The sequence below is a fragment of the Rathayibacter sp. AY1C5 genome (genome assembly GCF_002931705.1).
Taxonomy (GTDB): Bacteria; Actinomycetota; Actinomycetes; order Actinomycetales; family Microbacteriaceae; genus Rathayibacter.
This window is the reverse complement of the sequence record NZ_PSWD01000002.1, coordinates 177,439-192,201: the sequence shown is the minus strand read 5'-3', so window position 1 is coordinate 192,201 and position 14,763 is coordinate 177,439. Positions and strand designations below refer to the sequence as shown.

Sequence of the window (14,763 nt, the reverse complement as noted above, 5' to 3'; positions counted from 1 at the left end):
CAGGTCCCGAGGCGGCCGCGCGTGCAGGTCCGGGGGCGGCCCGGGTGCGGGCCGCCTGCGTCCCGAGCACGACGGACGCCCCCGTGCTCGTCCGGTCGGCGACCGGAGCGCACAGGGGCGTCCGTGGAGGAGGAGGGGCGGGGTCAGGCCGTCGCGCAGCTCCCGTCGACCTCGCCGATGACGCCGTCCGTCACCGACACGACCGCGCAGTTCGGGTAGCCCCGCTGCGGCCGGTGCACGGGGTCGAGCGCGCGGAGGATGCTCCCGAGCACCGCTCCGTGCGTCACGACCAGCACGTCCCCGTGCTCCGCCGCCGGCGCGAACCGCGCGATCGCGGCCTCCACGCGGGCGCGCACAGCGGCACCGCTGTCGGCCCGGCCGGAGGGGTCGTGGCGGTGGATCGCGTCGAGCACCGAGTCGAGCCCGGCGTCGGTCATCCGCGGCCAGTCGGCGGAGGAGGGCACGTAGGAGTAGCCGTGGTCGGCGAACACCGGCTCCCAGAGCGAGGCGTTCGGCTGCCCCTCGAAGGCGCCGAAGTGCCACTCGCGGAGCTCGACCATCGGCTCGGCCTCGAGCGACGGGTGCCCGGCGAGCGCCGCCGCCGCCGTGGTGCGGGTGCGGGTGAGGTCGCTCGTGAACGCCGCGACGAGCGGCACCTCGCGCATCCGCTCGCCGAGGGCCGCCGCCTGGCGCTCGCCGCGCTCGGTCAGGGGCGAGTCGCACCAGCCCTGCAGCTGGCCGGCGACGTTGAAGAGGGTCTCGGCGTGGCGGACGAGGTGGATCGTGCCGCTCACGGGCGCTCGCTCGCGGGCGTCGTCGGGCGGGCGGGGGTGGTGCGGTGCATGCGGTTCTCCGGGGTCAGCGCGCTACTCCGGAGCGGCGCGCGCGATGTGGAGGGCCAGGAAGGCGACCTCCTCGTTGGGCAGGGCGGCCTGGTACTCGGCCGCCACGAAGGAGCGGACCCGCTCGGCGGAGGCGATCGCGCGCGGGTAGCGGGCGCTGAGGCTGGTGAAGAGGAAGTCGTCCTCGCTCTCGAGCAGGCCGCCCGAGAAGAAGCGCTCGGCGAAGTACTGCAGGTGCGCCACGAAGCGGGCGGAGCGGAGGTCGTCGCGGTCGAGCGCGGCTCCACTGGAGTGCTGGATGATCGCGGTCACCGAGCGGATGAGCTGCACGATCCGGAGCGAGTCGATCCCGACCTTGCCGAGCTCCGCGTTGGCGAGGTGGAACGCGACGTTCGCGGCCTCGTCGGCGGGCAGCTCCACGTCCAGGCGCTCGCGCATCAGCTCGACCGCCCGCTCCCCCACCGCGTACTGCACGGGGTAGACCGTCCGCATCTCCCAGGCCAGCCGGTTGGCGACCGAGAGCCCGCGCCGCTGCCGCTCCACCGCGAAGTGCAGGTGGTCGGTGAGCGCGAGGTACACGTGCGGGTCGAGCTTCAGCCCCTGCTCCTCCGCGTCGGCGACGACCGCGCGGGTGAGCTCGACGAACTCCGGCGGGATCTGGGCCAGGAGCTCGACGAGGTTGCGCTGGTCCGAGTCGTCCAGCGCCACGAACACCTGGTCGACGCTCGAGGGCTCGATCGCCTCGCCGGCCTTCGCTCCGAAGCCGATCCCCCTGCCCAGGAGCACGCGCTCGACGCCGCGCTCGTCGACGACGAGGACGACGCTCGAGTTGAGCACCTTCTTGATGGTCTGCATGCGTGTCTCCGTCGACGGCCGCGTCAGGGCTGGGGTGGGGGTGGCGGGGCCTCTGCCCGGAGAGCCGGACGGCGCCTCCGGGCAGAGGAGGATCATCCCAGATCCGCGCCGTTGGAGGCGATGACCTTCTGGTACCAGAAGAACGAGTCCTTCCGGTAGCGCTCGGTGCTGCCGTGGCCGAGGTCGTCCATGTCGACGTAGACGAACCCGTAGCGCTTCGAGATCTGCGAGCTGGAGGCGCTGATCAGGTCGATCGGCGCCCAGCTCACGTAGCCGAGCAGCTCCACGCCCTCGTCCACCGCCTGGATCATCTGCTCGAAGTGCGCGCGGAAGTAGTCGATCCGGTACGGGTCGTGGACCCGGCCGTCCTCGGTCAGCTCGTCGCGCATCCCGAGCCCGTTCTCGACGATGAACAGCGGCTTGCCGTAGCGGTCGTAGAGGTCGATCAGCGAGATCCGCAGCCCGACGGGGTCGATCTGCCAGCCCCACTCGCTCGACTCGAGGAACGGGTTCTTGACGCCGAGGACCGTGTTGCCGGGGGTGCGCTCGGCGTCGGGGCGCACGGACTCCGTCATCGACATGTAGTAGCTGAACGAGATGAAGTCGACGGGGTGCTCGCGCAGCAGCTCGACGTCGCCCGCCTCGAACGGGATCTCGACTCCGCGGCTCTCGAGCGCCCGCAGCGCCAGGCGCGGGTAGGCGCCGCCCGCCTGGACGTCGGTGCAGAGGTAGAGCATCCGCTCCTTCGCCTGCGTCGCCGCGACGTCGTCGGGGTGGCAGGTGTTGGGGTAGGTGGTCAGCATCGTGAGCATGCAGCCCATCCGCGACTCGGGCCACAGCTCCTTCAGCGTCCTCGTGACCGAGGCGGAGGCGACGAACTGGTGGTGCAGAGCCGTGTAGCAGGCCTGCTCCACGCTGCCCTCGACGGTCTCCTCGATGATCCCGCCCGAGGTGAACGGGTGGCGGATGATGCCGTCGATCTCGTTGAAGGTCAGCCACATGTCGACGAGGTGGCCGAAGCGCTCGAAGCAGGTGCGGGCGAAGCGCTCGAACAGCCCGATCGTGCGGCGGTCGACCCAGCCGTTGTGCTTCAGCGCGAGCGCGAGCGGCGGGTCGTAGTGCGAGAGCGTGACCAGCGGCTCGATCCCGAGGCGCCGCATCTCGGTGAAGAGGGCGAGGTAGTAGGCGATGCCCTCCTCGAGCGGCTCCGCCTCCTCCCCCGTCGGGTAGAGGCGGGTCCAGGCGATCGAGACGCGGAGGGTGGTGAAGCCCATCTCGGCGAACAGCGCGAGGTCGCCGGGGTAGCGGTGGTAGAAGTCGATGCCGCGGCGCTTGGGGTAGTACTCGGTGTCGTCGTCGGACATCGCCGCCGTGATGCTCTCCACCGTGTTGCGGTGGTGGATCGCGTACTCCTTCGGGTCCGCCTTCGGCTTGTAGGAGGCGACGTCGCTGACCGCCGGGCCGCGCCCGCCCTCGCGCCACGCGCCCTCGACCTGGTTGGCGGCGAGGGCGCCGCCCCATCGGAATCCGTCAGGAAGCGCCATCGGCGAGCTCCTTCTCTCTCTGCGTCACGGTCATGATCCGGTCGCCGGCGGTGATCCGCTCGGCGGCCTCGACGAGCACGGTGTACTCGGCGGAGTTGGTCACGAGCACCGGGGTCGTGGTGTCGTAGCCGGCCGCGGTGATCGCGGCCAGGTCGGCGATGAGGAGCAGCTGCCCGGCCTCGACCCGGTCGCCGACCGCGACGTGCGCCTCGAACGGCGCGCCGTCCAGCTGCACCGTGTCGATGCCGACGTGGATGAGCACCTCGACGCCGTCCGCGCGGCGCAGCCCCACGGCGTGGCGGGAGGAGAGCAGCGCGATGACCTCGCCGGCGAACGGCGCCCGGACGGCTCCGTCGGTGGGGCGGATCGCCAGCCCCTCGCCGAGCACGCCGGCCGAGAACACGGGGTCCGGAACCTCCGAGAGGGGGATGACGGAGCCGGTGAGCGGCGCCTGCAGCGCGAGCGGGCTCCCGGCGGCGGCCGCCACGTCGCCGAGCGCCTGGACGCTGGCGGAGGCGTCGTCGCGCCAGATGACGAAGGAGACGACGAACGAGACGGCGACCGAGATCAGCAGGCCGATCACGGCGTTGAGCAGGTTCCAGGGGTTCAGCCCGTCGATGAACATCGAGATGCTCGCGACGCCGGGGCTGACCAGGGCGAACGCGGCGACCTGGGTGGCACCGATGTAGGCGCCTCCGACCACGCTGCCCGTGATGACGGAGACGAGGGCGCGCTTGTTCTGCAGCGTGACGCCGTAGAGCGCCGGCTCGGTGATCCCGAAGAGGGCCGAGAGGCCGCCCGAGAAGGCGGTGGCGCGGAGGGTCGCGCTCTTGGTGCGCAGGGCGATCGCGAGGCTGGAGCCCGCCTCCGCCGCGTTGTGGGCGAGCGAGGAGGCGAGGTAGAAGGTGTCCTTGCCCGCGCTGGCCATCGTCGCGATGGTCGGCGGGATGAACGCCTTGTGCATGCCGACCGAGATGATCAGCGGGAGCACGCCGGCCAGCAGCGCGACGGCCACCCAGCCGAGCGCCCCGTAGAGGCCGATCATCGCGCCGGTGAGCATGGAGCCGAGCCAGTAGCCGAGGGGGCCGAGCAGGAAGATCGTGGCCGGAGCGACGATCACGAGGCACATCAGCGGCACGTAGAACGTGCGGATCGGGCCCCACGAGTGCTTCGTGAAGAAGCGCTCGACGACCGAGAGCAGCAGCACGGCCAGGATCGCCGGGAACACCTGGGCGTTGTAGGCGATGACCGGCACCGGGATGCCGAAGAGCGCGACGCCGCCCTCCTGGTTGAGCAGCGTCGTGAACGCCGGGAAGACCAGGACGCCGACGAGCCCGAGCGCGAGCGGCCGGTTCACGTCGAGCTTCTTCGCACTCGTGTACGCGACCAGCAGCGGCAGGAAGCCGAACACCGCGTCCGGGATGGCGGACAGCAGCTTGAAGTTGTCGGAGGCCGGGTCGAGCCAGCCCAGCGCCGAGGCGAGGACGAGGAACGACTTGAAGATGCCGGCGCCCGCGATGGCCGGGATGATCGGCGTGAACACGCTGACCACGAAGTCCATGATCGTCGCGCCGAGGCGCTTGAGGGACCGCGGCTGCTTCGCCTGCTCCGCGGATGCGGTGGTGCCGCCGCGCAGCTTCTCGACCGCCGCGTACATCTCGCTGACGCCGCTGCCGACGATGACCTGCGTCTGCGGGCCGGTGACGACGCCGATCACGCCGGGCACCGCCTTCAGCGCCTCGACGTCGGCCTTCGCGTCGTCCGCCAGCGCGAACCGCAGACGGGTCGAGCAGTGCTGCAGCTTCGCCACGTTGGCGGCGCCGCCGACGTGCTCGAGGATCGCCTTCGCGCTCTCCTGGGTACTCATCGGTACTCCTCCGGGTGTGTGGGGACGCGCGCTTCCCTGCGCTGTGCTGCCCGGCCGTCCGTCGCCGTCCCCGCCCCCTCCGGCACCGTCATCGGTGCTCCGGCGGAGCGTCAGGAGGCGTCCGGGCACAAAAAAAGGACCCGACGACGCTCATTACGCGTTTCGTCGGATCCTGCCTGCACGACCAGTCACATGTCCGGGATCGAACGTAACACGGGGGTGGGTGGGGCGTCAAAGACGCGGCGGAGCGGCGGGACCGGCCCCGTTCCGGCGTCCTTCGGCTGCTTCACGCTCTCGGAGGACGGCCTCCTCGACGATCCGGACGATCTCGTCGACGTCCTCGTGCTCCCAGAAACGGAGGGAGGTCCAGCCCGCCTCCTGCAAGAGACGGTCGGTGTCGCGGTCGCGTTCACGATTCCTGCTGACCTTCTCCGCCCAGAAGCCGGCGTTGGTCTTCGACACCGTGTGGTGCACGGGGCAGCCGTGCCAGAAGCAACCGTCGAGGAACACCGCGATCCGCTGTTTCGGGAACGCGACGTCGATCGTCCGCCTCGAGGAACCGGGCACCTTGAGTTGGAGGCGATAGCGGAGACCTGCAGCGTGGAGCGCTGATCGGACTCGCAGTTCGACCTTCGTGTCGCGCCCGCGGTTCGAGAGCATCGATCGCCGGACACCGTCGCTCGAGGCCCAGGACATCGGTCGATCGTATTGGGGCCGGGCCTCCATCAGCTGATTTGCGCCGGTAGCTTTGTCACATGACTTCCGGCCCCATCCGCACCCTCGATCTTTTTGCCGGCGCGGGAGGCCTGACCGCCGGTTTCCACGCAGCCTCACCTCGGATCGAGACCGTCGCAGCAGTCGAGTGGGAGATCGCGGCAGCCGCTTCGTTCGAAGTGAACTTCGGTCGCGGGAAGGCCTGGGCCGGCAGCATCCAGAGCTGGTTGGCCGAGTCGGAGATGCCGACGGACATCGACATCGTCATCGGTGGTCCACCCTGCCAGGGCTTCTCGACGCTCGGGAAGCAGGACGTCGAGGACGAGCGCAACGACCTCTGGAGGACCTACGCGGAGACGATCCATCGGGTCCGTCCCAAGTACTTCGTCGTCGAGAACGTCGCCGCCTTCATCAAGTCGCCGCAGTTCCGCGAGTTCGAGGCCGCAGTCCAGCCGGGCGAGATCCTCGAGGACTACGCGTTCGAGTGCCGGATCCTGAACGCAGCGGACTACGGAGCGCCTCAGGCGCGCAAGCGTGCCGTGCTGATCGGACACCGGCGAGACCTCCCTGCGCCGGGCTTCCCTGTCCCTACCCATCTCGGGAACCACCGCACGGTACGAGACGTTCTCATGATGGAGCACCGAGTCTCCTTCGAGACGATCGACGAGCGCAGTCTCGCCGAACGGTCGATCGAGTTCGCGGGCAAGATCTTCAAAGGCCCGTACTCCGGACTCGAGCTCCACACCAGTAGGAAGTACTCACCGCTGTCGCTTCAGCGCTTCGAAGAGATCCCCGCCGGCGGGAACCGTTTCGATCTGCCCTATGAGCTCCAGGCCGACTGCTGGCGGAAGCACCGCACCGGTTCCGCGGATGTGATGGGCAGGCTGCACTGGGACAAGCCCGCGGTCACGATCCGGACGGAGTTCTTCAAGCCCGAGAAGGGGCGGTACCTGCACCCGGAGGCCATGCGGTCGATCTCGCTCTACGAGGCGGCGATCCTGCAGGGATTCCCCACGGACTACAAGTTCGTCGGGTCGCGGACGGCGATCGCGAAGCAGATCGGCAACGCGGTACCGATCCCGCTCGGCGCGGCGATCGCGAAGCAGCTCGTCGAGGTGCTGAACGGTGAAACTCCAGCGGCGCTCGGCCCCGTAGTGTTCCGCCCTCTTGAGCGGGCGTCGGTGCCGCGGGAGGAGCGTGTTCCTCTCTTCTGACCCGGGTGTCTTCTTGAGCATTCGTCCGTTCTGAACGACGCCTGTCGTCGTTATAGGCTTCGAAGATCATCGTCCAACGAAGGATCAGTGGTCTCATCAGCACCGACATGTTCTACGGAATGTTCGCTCTCTACGCTCGTCAAAACGGTGTTGAAGCAGCGGCAGAATCCATGGCGGGCGTCCTGCCGGTCGAGATGCTCTCCGCTCTCCGCGAGCGGTTCGACTCGGACCGAAAGAAGGTCGAGGAGGGCGGACCGGTCATCATTTCCGCGGGTCGTCCCGACTGGTACCCGGGCCCCACGCCGAAGGACAAATTCTGGAACGCCCTCTACCGCCAGTTCCAGTCGGAGGAGTGGAGCGACGAGAGGCTGCTGAGCGTCAATAAATCCTCGAACAAGGTCGTCGCGCACACGGAGCGCACGGACAAATCGAGCTGGAAGACGCGCGGACTCGTGGTCGGGTACGTGCAGAGCGGCAAGACCACGAACTTCCTCGCCACGGCCGCCAAAATGGCCGACCTCGAGTACGGGCTCATCATCGTGCTCTCGGGTATCCACAACGCCCTTCGAAAGCAGACACAGATGCGTCTGGAAGAGGCCCTTGCTGGTGTTCCTGCGAAGGACTGGTTCCGCCTCACCGAACTGAACCGCGACTTCCGCCTGCCCTCGTTCGACGCGGCCGCCCTTCTCTCCGGAAATCAGACCGGCGTCGCGGTGGTGAAGAAGAATGCTTCCGTACTCAGAAAGCTCAAGAAGTGGCTCGAGACGGACGGTGCTCGAACGGCGCTCAAGGAGCGTCCGATGCTGATCATCGACGACGAGGCCGACCAGGCGTCCATCGAGACGAAGACCATCAACCCCCTGATCACCGACCTCCTCAAGCTCGCATCGAAGTCGACTTACATCGGCTACACAGCCACCCCGTTCGCGAACGTCTTCATCGACCCCTACGACACAAGCGACCTCTACCCGCGGGACTTCATCCTCAGCCTGCCCCGTCCCGACGGATACTTCGGACCGGAGAAGATCTTCGGCCGAGATGTCGTCGCCTCCGACCTCGGCCCTTCGGACGAGCCGGAGGACGGATATGACATGGTGCGCATCGTGCCTGACGACGACGTCCCGAAGCTTCGACCTGGGACGAAGGATGCGGCCTCATTCGAACCGGAGCTGACGGCGGGGTTCGCCGACGCGCTCGATTGGTTCTGGCTGGCGACCGCGGTGCGTCGGGCTCGCGGCGACGTCGGCCACAGCTCGATGCTGGTGCACACTTCGGTCAAGACATCGGTCCACGAAGCCTTCAAGCCGATGATCGAGGAGTATCGCGCTGCAACCGCGACCGGACTCGCGAGAGACGACTCGGCGACCGCGAGACGTTTGGAGGAGGCCTGGGAGCGCGAGAGCCGCCGGGTACGGCCCGTTTCCGCCGATCGCGCAGTATTCACGTTCGCAGAGCTTCTGCCGTTCCTCCGACGCGCTGTCGATGACTCCAGAGTCGTACTCGACAACTTCCGCAGCACTGACCGACTCGATTACAACGCAGAAGCATCACAGGTCGTCATCGCCGTCGGAGGCAACACCCTCTCGCGTGGTCTGACGCTCGAGGGCCTCGTCGTGAGCTTCTTCGTGCGAGCTGCCGGGACCTACGACACCCTGATGCAGATGGGACGGTGGTTCGGGTATCGGACCGGGTACGAGGAACTACCCCGCATCTGGATGACGGGCGAGCTGCGCGAGAACTTCCGCCATCTGTCCCGCGTCGAGTACGAGATGCGGGACGACATCGACCGCTTCCAACGGGAAGACATCACCCCTGCGCAAGCCGCGGTGCGCATCAGCACCCATCCGGCGTTACGAATCACTGCGAAAATGGGAGCAGCGTCGCCCCTGTTCGTCTCGTTCGAGGGTCGTCGCTTCCAGACCCGGTACTTTCGCAATCGTGACGACCAGTGGCTCAAGCAGAATCTGGCTGCTGCCGGCGATCTGTTGAAAAGCTGCGCAGAGGAGAACCTCACCTTGGGGACGAGCACGATCGGAGCTCGGCTTTATCGTGATGTACCCGTGCACCTCGTCCAGCGTTTCCTCGGCGCCTACTCCGTCCATGAAGATTCGAAAGATGTCGATACGGCGTTGATGAGCGAATACATCGCCCGCAGCAACGACTCATCCGAGAGCTCACTTCACAGGTGGTCCGTCGCGATCGTGGAGTCTCCGAACGGCAAGGAGACGACCGTCGGCGATTTGAGCGTGCGCATGGTGACTCGAGGTGTAGTGGATGATAAGGACTACCCACACCCGGGGCGAGCAGACATCAAGACGCTGATGAGCAAAGAAGATCGCGTACTCGATCTCGACATCTCGAGAGCGAAGGCGCGTGAGCTGGCCGAGAAGAAGCTGGATCTGCACCGTAATGAGGACGGTGTTCTGAAGTACCAAGGTCTCCTCGTTCTTTATTTCATCGACCCCAATGGGGGGGCAGAAGGGGGCCAGCAGCGGCAGCGACTGTCGATGAACGCGGTCGAGACGCCTGTAGGCATTGGCGTCGTCTTCCCCAGTCAGTCCTCGTCAGAGCTGCGAGTCGCTGCTTCGAAGGTGTCGGTCGACCTGTCCGCGATGGAGATCGAGACGCCGGACGACCGTGCAGAAGGTATCGGCGAAGACACGGAGACGGAATCGCCGGCGTGAGTCCCCGATCCTCCACGGCCGGCGCTTGGGCCGTGCTCAGCCGACCCTCCGAGAGCCGTTTCGAGTCCTACTCACTCAGAGAGGTCGGCGCTAGGCACGTCCGCGCCGCCCTCGACGACGAAGGTCACCGCCATCTCCTCGTTCCGCTCAAGGCGAGACCGAAGCAGCTTCCGCAGAACGGCGAGGTGGTGGTCTTCGACGTGTTGCCCCTGGCCTTCGGCGACGAGACAGGCCTCGTCCTCGACATCGCCTGCACGGACGTCTCCGTGCACGGTGAATTCGACCTATTGATCGATGAGGTGACCGACTCGATCGAGACGCTCGAAACGGCCGGTGCGGCAGCGCTGGATGCCGTCGACCGTTGGCGGCGCCTTCTGGCTCTTCAGCGCACGAAACGGCTGTCGTTCATCGAGCAGATGGGTCTCGCAGCCGAGCTGATGTTGCTGGAGCACGCACTGAGCATCGACGCGACTTCGATCCCGTCCTGGCGCGGCCCGTTCCGAGAACCGCATGACTTCGAATTCGCCCGCGACTGCATAGAAGTCAAAGCTCTGGCCGGTGCCGCGACCGTCGAGATACACGGGCTCGAGCAGTTGTCGGAACACGAGGCGAAGAACCTTCATCTCGCTCTGGTCGAAGTTGCCGAAGCAGACGACGGGGCGACAGTCATCGAGACGGCCCGACGCCTACGCGATCGGTACGGCGACGATCTCCATAGCCCCCTGTCCGCGGCTCGCCTCGACCTGGAGCAGGATGACAGCACTCTCGCGCGATTCGTCACCGGCTTCGTGATTGTGATTCGGGTCACCGGTGACACACCACGATTGAGTGTGTCCGAAGGTGCGTCCTCGGAGGACTTCTCCGGAGTGAGCTATTGCATTCGGACGGCGGCTCTCCTGCCCTACAGCTCGGGACAAGATCTCGACACACTCCTGAAAGAGGTCCTCCATGCCTGAGTGGTGGTCACAGCGTTTCGCGCCCGAAGGATCGGCGGCCGCCGACGGCATCAAGAAGCAGCTCGGTCAGCCGCGGCTCGACCCGCTGACCGTCCTGGCTCGCGAAGCCGCGCAGAACAGCTGGGATGCTCGGGCCGGCCGAGAAGTGCGATTCAACATCGACATCTCGCGCCTCGGGGACCGCGCGGACGTGTGGCGGGATCGCTTCCAGTCGAATCTTCCGAGCGCGAGCGGTCTCTTCAATTCGACCGAGTGGAACGCCGACACTCTGGTGATGACCGTGAGCGACAGAGGGACGGTCGGTCTCGGTGGTCCCACCCGCGCCGATCTCCGTGTGGAGCAGGACGAACGTCCTGACTTCGTCCAGTTCCTCCGCAACGTCGGAGAACCCCGCAATCAGTCCCTGGGTGGGGGCACCTACGGTTTCGGGAAGGGCATCTATTACTCGGTGAGCAAGGCGAGCGCGATCCTCGTCGATACTCACGCGGTCGACCGCAAGGCGGGGCGGCGCGTCATGGGTGCGGCGATGACGCACAAGTGGGAAGACGGCGACGAGGTCTACACCGGGCGGCACTGGTGGGGTGACATCGTGGGCGGCGTTCCCGACCCGGTCACCGGTGAAGAGGCTGCAGCTCTGTCCTCCGAACTCGGTCTTCCCGGTTTCGCCGAGGGAGAGCACGGCACGGACGTGATCATCATCGATCCGAGCCTCGGAATGTTCGACACGGACCGAGACCGCACGGTCGAAGAGGCGATAGCATATCTGCGCTCATCGATGGTGTGGCACTTGTGGCCGAAGACGATCGAAGCTCAGGAGGGCGTCGTTCTCCTCTCGACGAGTGTCAATGGGCTAGTCGACCAGGTCCCGTCCGCCGATCGGATCCCCTCGATGCAGGCGTTCGTCATCGCTCTCGAGAAGGCCCGCCGACAGGAAGGCCAGAAGTACGAGCGGAAGCGCGAGCCGTTCGACGTAGGCGTGTTGGCTCTCCAGATCTCGGAGGCGCATCCCTCCGACTCTGAGGAGTTCGGTGCTGCCTGCCCTCTCGAAGGTCCGAGGCGTCACGTCGCCCGCATGAGGCGGGTCGAGCTCGTGGTCGACTACTTCGTCGGCGAGGAACATCCTGATCCTCGATTCGGCTACGTCGGTGTGTTCATCGGCTCCGAAGAAGCGGACGAGGTCTTCGGGCGAGCGGAGCCGCCGACACACGATGCGTGGGTCCTCGCCGGTCTTCGGGGTACAGATCTCGGCGTCGTCCGTGATCTCGGTCCGTTCCTCCGCACGCGCATCCAGAACGAGGTGAACCCTCGGCGAGCGTCGAAGGCGAAGTCCGAGACCGCCGGTCTGGGCCGCCTGGCAGCTCGTCTGGGTTCGGTGACCAGGAGTTTCTCCGGTACCGGCGCAGGCGCGGACGGACCGAGCACCACCGGCGGCGGTAGCGAGGGAGAGGGCAGTGGTGGGGGTGGCGGGTCCCGAAAGAGACGTGCCGCGAAACCCCGGTTCGTCGAAGGCCCTGACGTAGTCGTGGAGAACGACACTGCTTTTCTTCGGGCGCTCGTCGAGGTGCCGAGTAGCGACGAGGGACAGAGCGTGATCGCCACCGCTCAGATCGTGCTCGAGAGCGGTGGAACGGAGGAGGACCCACCGGAGGGGACGGCCGGACCAGAATTCGAATGGCGAAGCGAGCAGGACGATCTCCTCATCGCGGGACCGATACTTCCTTCGGCTCCTGACGCCGGTGAGCGATGGTGGCTGACCGCCACTGTCGTCGACGACGCGGCAGTACGCCTGTCCGTGGATTGGAACAACTGACGTGGTCGACTCTGTCGCGCCCTACAGGACCCCCCGACCAGGGACGATCAAGTGGTCACTGCCTGATCTCCTCGACGGGGACGCCTGGATCCCGCTCGGTGAAGAGATCGAGGGGTGGGACCCTTCCATGGATCTGACTATCCGCGGTTCCGTGGAGATGGATCCTCAAGCCGTCGAGACCGAGACGGGCCTCGGCCTGGACGAGATGGCGCTCGTCGTCTCCTGGTCCTGCTCATCCAGTCGATTCCGAGCCGCCGCTCCTCGACAAGCCCTGACCCGAAGCGGAGTCACTCACTTCATCGTGACACTGCCGGGCGATCGCCTGGATGGGAACGTCGAGGTCACCACCGCGGTCGTGGCGCTGCCCCGTGCAGACGTCGGCGCCGGAACGGCACGTCGACGGGGATCCGTCCTCACCGACCGCCGTTTCACCGTCGCGCTCGAGGGCACCGTCGGAATGTTCCCGGTGGAGATCGTCGACTTCGCCAAGACGCGGTTGCCGAACAAGGCGAGCTGGCACCTCGAGACGTCTCAGGAGCTGGACCAGACCTTCTTGGCGGGATTCCGCCTGCAGATCAATGAGCGTGATTCCGAACTGACGAAGGCGATCGGCTCTCGCAACCCGAGTGATCGCGAACGGATGCTGCTCGACGCGCTCGAAGAGGGCGTGCTCGGGCTTCTTCTCGAATCCGCGTCGATGCTCCAGCACGAGCTGACCGCGGAATCGTCGTGGGAGGACGACACTGTCGGCCACGTCCTACATTCCCTCCTCACCCGCGCGGATGATCTCGGATCCGTGCCGACCGTTCCGGCGGAACTGGCAATGTGGCGTTCCTCGATCATGTCCAAGGTTCGCGGTCTCGGGGTAGGGCGGCAGATCGCATGATCATCTGGCCCCGACTGAGTAGAGCAGTCGCATCCGGTGAATGGGAACGGGTGAAGAGCGCGAAGGCGGCGACCGGCTCTTCCCTCCTCCGTGACGTGCAGTGGCGAGCAATCGGTAATCGCGCGGACGAACAGGAGTTTGCGCGGCTCCGCGAGCGAATGACGGAGCTCGCGCAGAGCCACGGTTACCCCGAGTCGACGTCGTCGGACGCGCTCGGGCGCTTCGACCGCGAAGCAGCCTTCGTTGTCAGAGAACTCGTGGACGTCCCTTTCGCGGAGGCGGCCGCCGGCGACGTCTGGTCCTTCGTCGCGTTCGCCGTCCTACCCGAATTGACGGAGTGGCGCTTCGGCCGGAAGAACAAGGAACGTTGGATCGGCAGCGACCTGACCCGTCACACGTGGGCTCGACTCTGGTGGCAGGGTGAGGCCTTCCGCCCTGAACCGGAGCTTCTCCGTCAGCTCTCCGAGAGCGATCTGAATCAGCTCTTCGAACGGCGATCGATCGGAGGTGACGGCCCCCTGGTCCGCGCTCTGGCTCGGTCCTTCGCGGACGTCTCCGACGAGCGCCGAGCTGTCGTTCGGGACACGACGAAGAGGATTAGGCGACTCCTCGCCTTCGTGCAGTCCTCAGCTCTCGAGCCGGATGAGATCAGGACTCTCGTAGAAGAGGTGGTGCAACTCTCGACGGCAGCGGTCACCGGAACGGCAGCGGTCACGAAGGATCAGCAGACAGCGAGCGGCGCGGGTTCGGCAGAGGTCGTCCCCGACGCAGACGTTCCCGATCGGGCACTCGGTCTCGTCGAACCGTCCTACCTCGCCTACAGCCGCCCGGCTGCGCTTTCGGCCACTCAGCTCCTCGAGTCCTCCGCACTCGAAGACATGATCGAGAGCGCCGTCGCGATAGAGGGCCCTGTTCTGCAGTCGAGGCTGCGTCGACTGATCGCAGGAGCGGTCGAGGACGAATCGATCCTCGGTTCCGCAGACGCGGCGATGGGCTCCGCCATCGAGGCGTTGCTCGAAGCACGTCGAATCGAGGCCGACGACTTCGAACTCCCTGGGTTGGGCTCCCAGCGAGCACTACGAGTGGTCGGGACTTCAGACGTCCGAGTGCGTCCGCTCGGTGCGCGACGTCTGCTGGAGGTACCCCTGCGCGAGGCGCTCGCAGCCGCCCGCCTCGCACCGGAAGACAATCAGACGAGCCGGATGGAGCATCTCCTCGCCTTCTACGGCCTTCACGACATCGACGTGCTCGATCGAATGGTCCTGCTGCAACTCGCGAACGCCGGCATTTGAAGAAAGTGATGCTGCGCTCTACGAGCGGGAGGCCATTCCCCTCCCAGTTCCGTGCGGGAAGCTCGAACGCCTCTATCGATGTCTTGACATTTTCTTATG

11 protein-coding genes are annotated in these 14,763 nt (G+C 66.6%); 6 read left to right on the top strand and 5 right to left on the bottom strand.

What is annotated here, in order from left to right; translation table 11 throughout:
* Positions 1–143: 143 nt before the first annotated feature.
* The 5 genes from C5C57_RS03245 to C5C57_RS03225 all read right to left on the bottom strand — a co-directional run bounded on the left by C5C57_RS03245 (position 144) and on the right by C5C57_RS03225 (position 5,804).
* Entirely contained in the window at positions 144–794 is a 651-nt protein-coding gene (locus C5C57_RS03245; RefSeq protein ID WP_104297304.1) for a histidine phosphatase family protein, read from the bottom strand.
* 72 nt (positions 795–866) lie between these two features.
* On the bottom strand, positions 867–1,697 hold the full coding sequence (locus C5C57_RS03240; RefSeq protein ID WP_104297303.1) for a PRD domain-containing protein: 831 nt from the start codon (positions 1,695–1,697) through the stop codon (positions 867–869).
* Positions 1,698–1,789: 92 nt separating this feature from the next.
* The gene (locus tag C5C57_RS03235) at positions 1,790–3,241 is read right to left on the bottom strand and encodes a glycoside hydrolase family 1 protein (protein ID WP_104256263.1); all 1,452 of its coding nucleotides are present in this window, start codon (positions 3,239–3,241) and stop codon (positions 1,790–1,792) included.
* Complete coding sequence (locus C5C57_RS03230; protein ID WP_104287722.1) at positions 3,228–5,108, bottom strand: beta-glucoside-specific PTS transporter subunit IIABC; 1,881 nt, start codon at positions 5,106–5,108, stop codon at positions 3,228–3,230. Before C5C57_RS03230 ends, C5C57_RS03235 begins: the two co-directional genes overlap by 14 nt.
* Before the next feature lie 231 nt (positions 5,109–5,339).
* Positions 5,340–5,804 (bottom strand): very short patch repair endonuclease, encoded by a 465-nt coding sequence (locus tag C5C57_RS03225; RefSeq protein WP_219814944.1) that lies wholly within the window; start codon positions 5,802–5,804, stop codon positions 5,340–5,342.
* A 59-nt stretch (positions 5,805–5,863) separates the two neighbouring features.
* Here C5C57_RS03225 and C5C57_RS03220 point away from each other — a divergent pair, with 59 nt between their 5' ends.
* The 6 genes from C5C57_RS03220 to C5C57_RS03195 all read left to right on the top strand — a co-directional run bounded on the left by C5C57_RS03220 (position 5,864) and on the right by C5C57_RS03195 (position 14,664).
* Positions 5,864–7,036 carry a DNA cytosine methyltransferase gene (locus tag C5C57_RS03220; protein ID WP_104297302.1) on the top strand — a complete coding sequence of 391 codons (1,173 nt, stop codon included), beginning with the start codon at positions 5,864–5,866 and terminating at the stop codon, positions 7,034–7,036.
* A gap of 119 nt (positions 7,037–7,155) precedes the next feature.
* Positions 7,156–9,720 (top strand): Z1 domain-containing protein, encoded by a 2,565-nt coding sequence (locus C5C57_RS03215; RefSeq protein ID WP_181069082.1) that lies wholly within the window; start codon positions 7,156–7,158, stop codon positions 9,718–9,720.
* A complete protein-coding gene (locus C5C57_RS03210) occupies positions 9,717–10,676 on the top strand; it encodes a PD-(D/E)XK motif protein (protein WP_308471462.1) in 960 nt (319 codons plus the stop codon). The genes C5C57_RS03215 and C5C57_RS03210 overlap by 4 nt, the downstream gene beginning before the upstream one ends.
* A complete protein-coding gene (locus C5C57_RS03205; RefSeq protein ID WP_104297299.1) occupies positions 10,669–12,486 on the top strand; it encodes a hypothetical protein in 1,818 nt (605 codons plus the stop codon). Before C5C57_RS03210 ends, C5C57_RS03205 begins: the two co-directional genes overlap by 8 nt.
* Before the next feature lie 127 nt (positions 12,487–12,613).
* Complete coding sequence (locus C5C57_RS17955; protein WP_181069078.1) at positions 12,614–13,372, top strand: hypothetical protein; 759 nt, start codon at positions 12,614–12,616, stop codon at positions 13,370–13,372.
* 50 nt (positions 13,373–13,422) lie between these two features.
* Complete coding sequence (locus C5C57_RS03195; RefSeq protein WP_146082349.1) at positions 13,423–14,664, top strand: DUF6339 family protein; 1,242 nt, start codon at positions 13,423–13,425, stop codon at positions 14,662–14,664.
* The last annotated feature ends 99 nt before the right edge of the window (positions 14,665–14,763 follow it).

Bases quoted from the DNA above. Each gene is read 5' to 3' on its own strand.
- C5C57_RS03230 (WP_104287722.1), bottom strand. From the start codon at position 5,108: ATGAGTACCCAGGAGAGCGCGAAGGCGATCCTCGAGCACGTCGGCGGC.
- C5C57_RS03205 (WP_104297299.1), top strand. From the start codon at position 10,669: ATGCCTGAGTGGTGGTCACAGCGTTTCGCGCCCGAAGGATCGGCGGCC.
- C5C57_RS03240 (WP_104297303.1), bottom strand. From the start codon at position 1,697: ATGCAGACCATCAAGAAGGTGCTCAACTCGAGCGTCGTCCTCGTCGTC.
- C5C57_RS17955 (WP_181069078.1), top strand. From the start codon at position 12,614: ATGGATCTGACTATCCGCGGTTCCGTGGAGATGGATCCTCAAGCCGTC.
- C5C57_RS03220 (WP_104297302.1), top strand. From the start codon at position 5,864: ATGACTTCCGGCCCCATCCGCACCCTCGATCTTTTTGCCGGCGCGGGA.
- C5C57_RS03235 (WP_104256263.1), bottom strand. From the start codon at position 3,241: ATGGCGCTTCCTGACGGATTCCGATGGGGCGGCGCCCTCGCCGCCAAC.
- C5C57_RS03225 (WP_219814944.1), bottom strand. From the start codon at position 5,804: ATGTCCTGGGCCTCGAGCGACGGTGTCCGGCGATCGATGCTCTCGAAC.
- C5C57_RS03215 (WP_181069082.1), top strand. From the start codon at position 7,156: ATGTTCGCTCTCTACGCTCGTCAAAACGGTGTTGAAGCAGCGGCAGAA.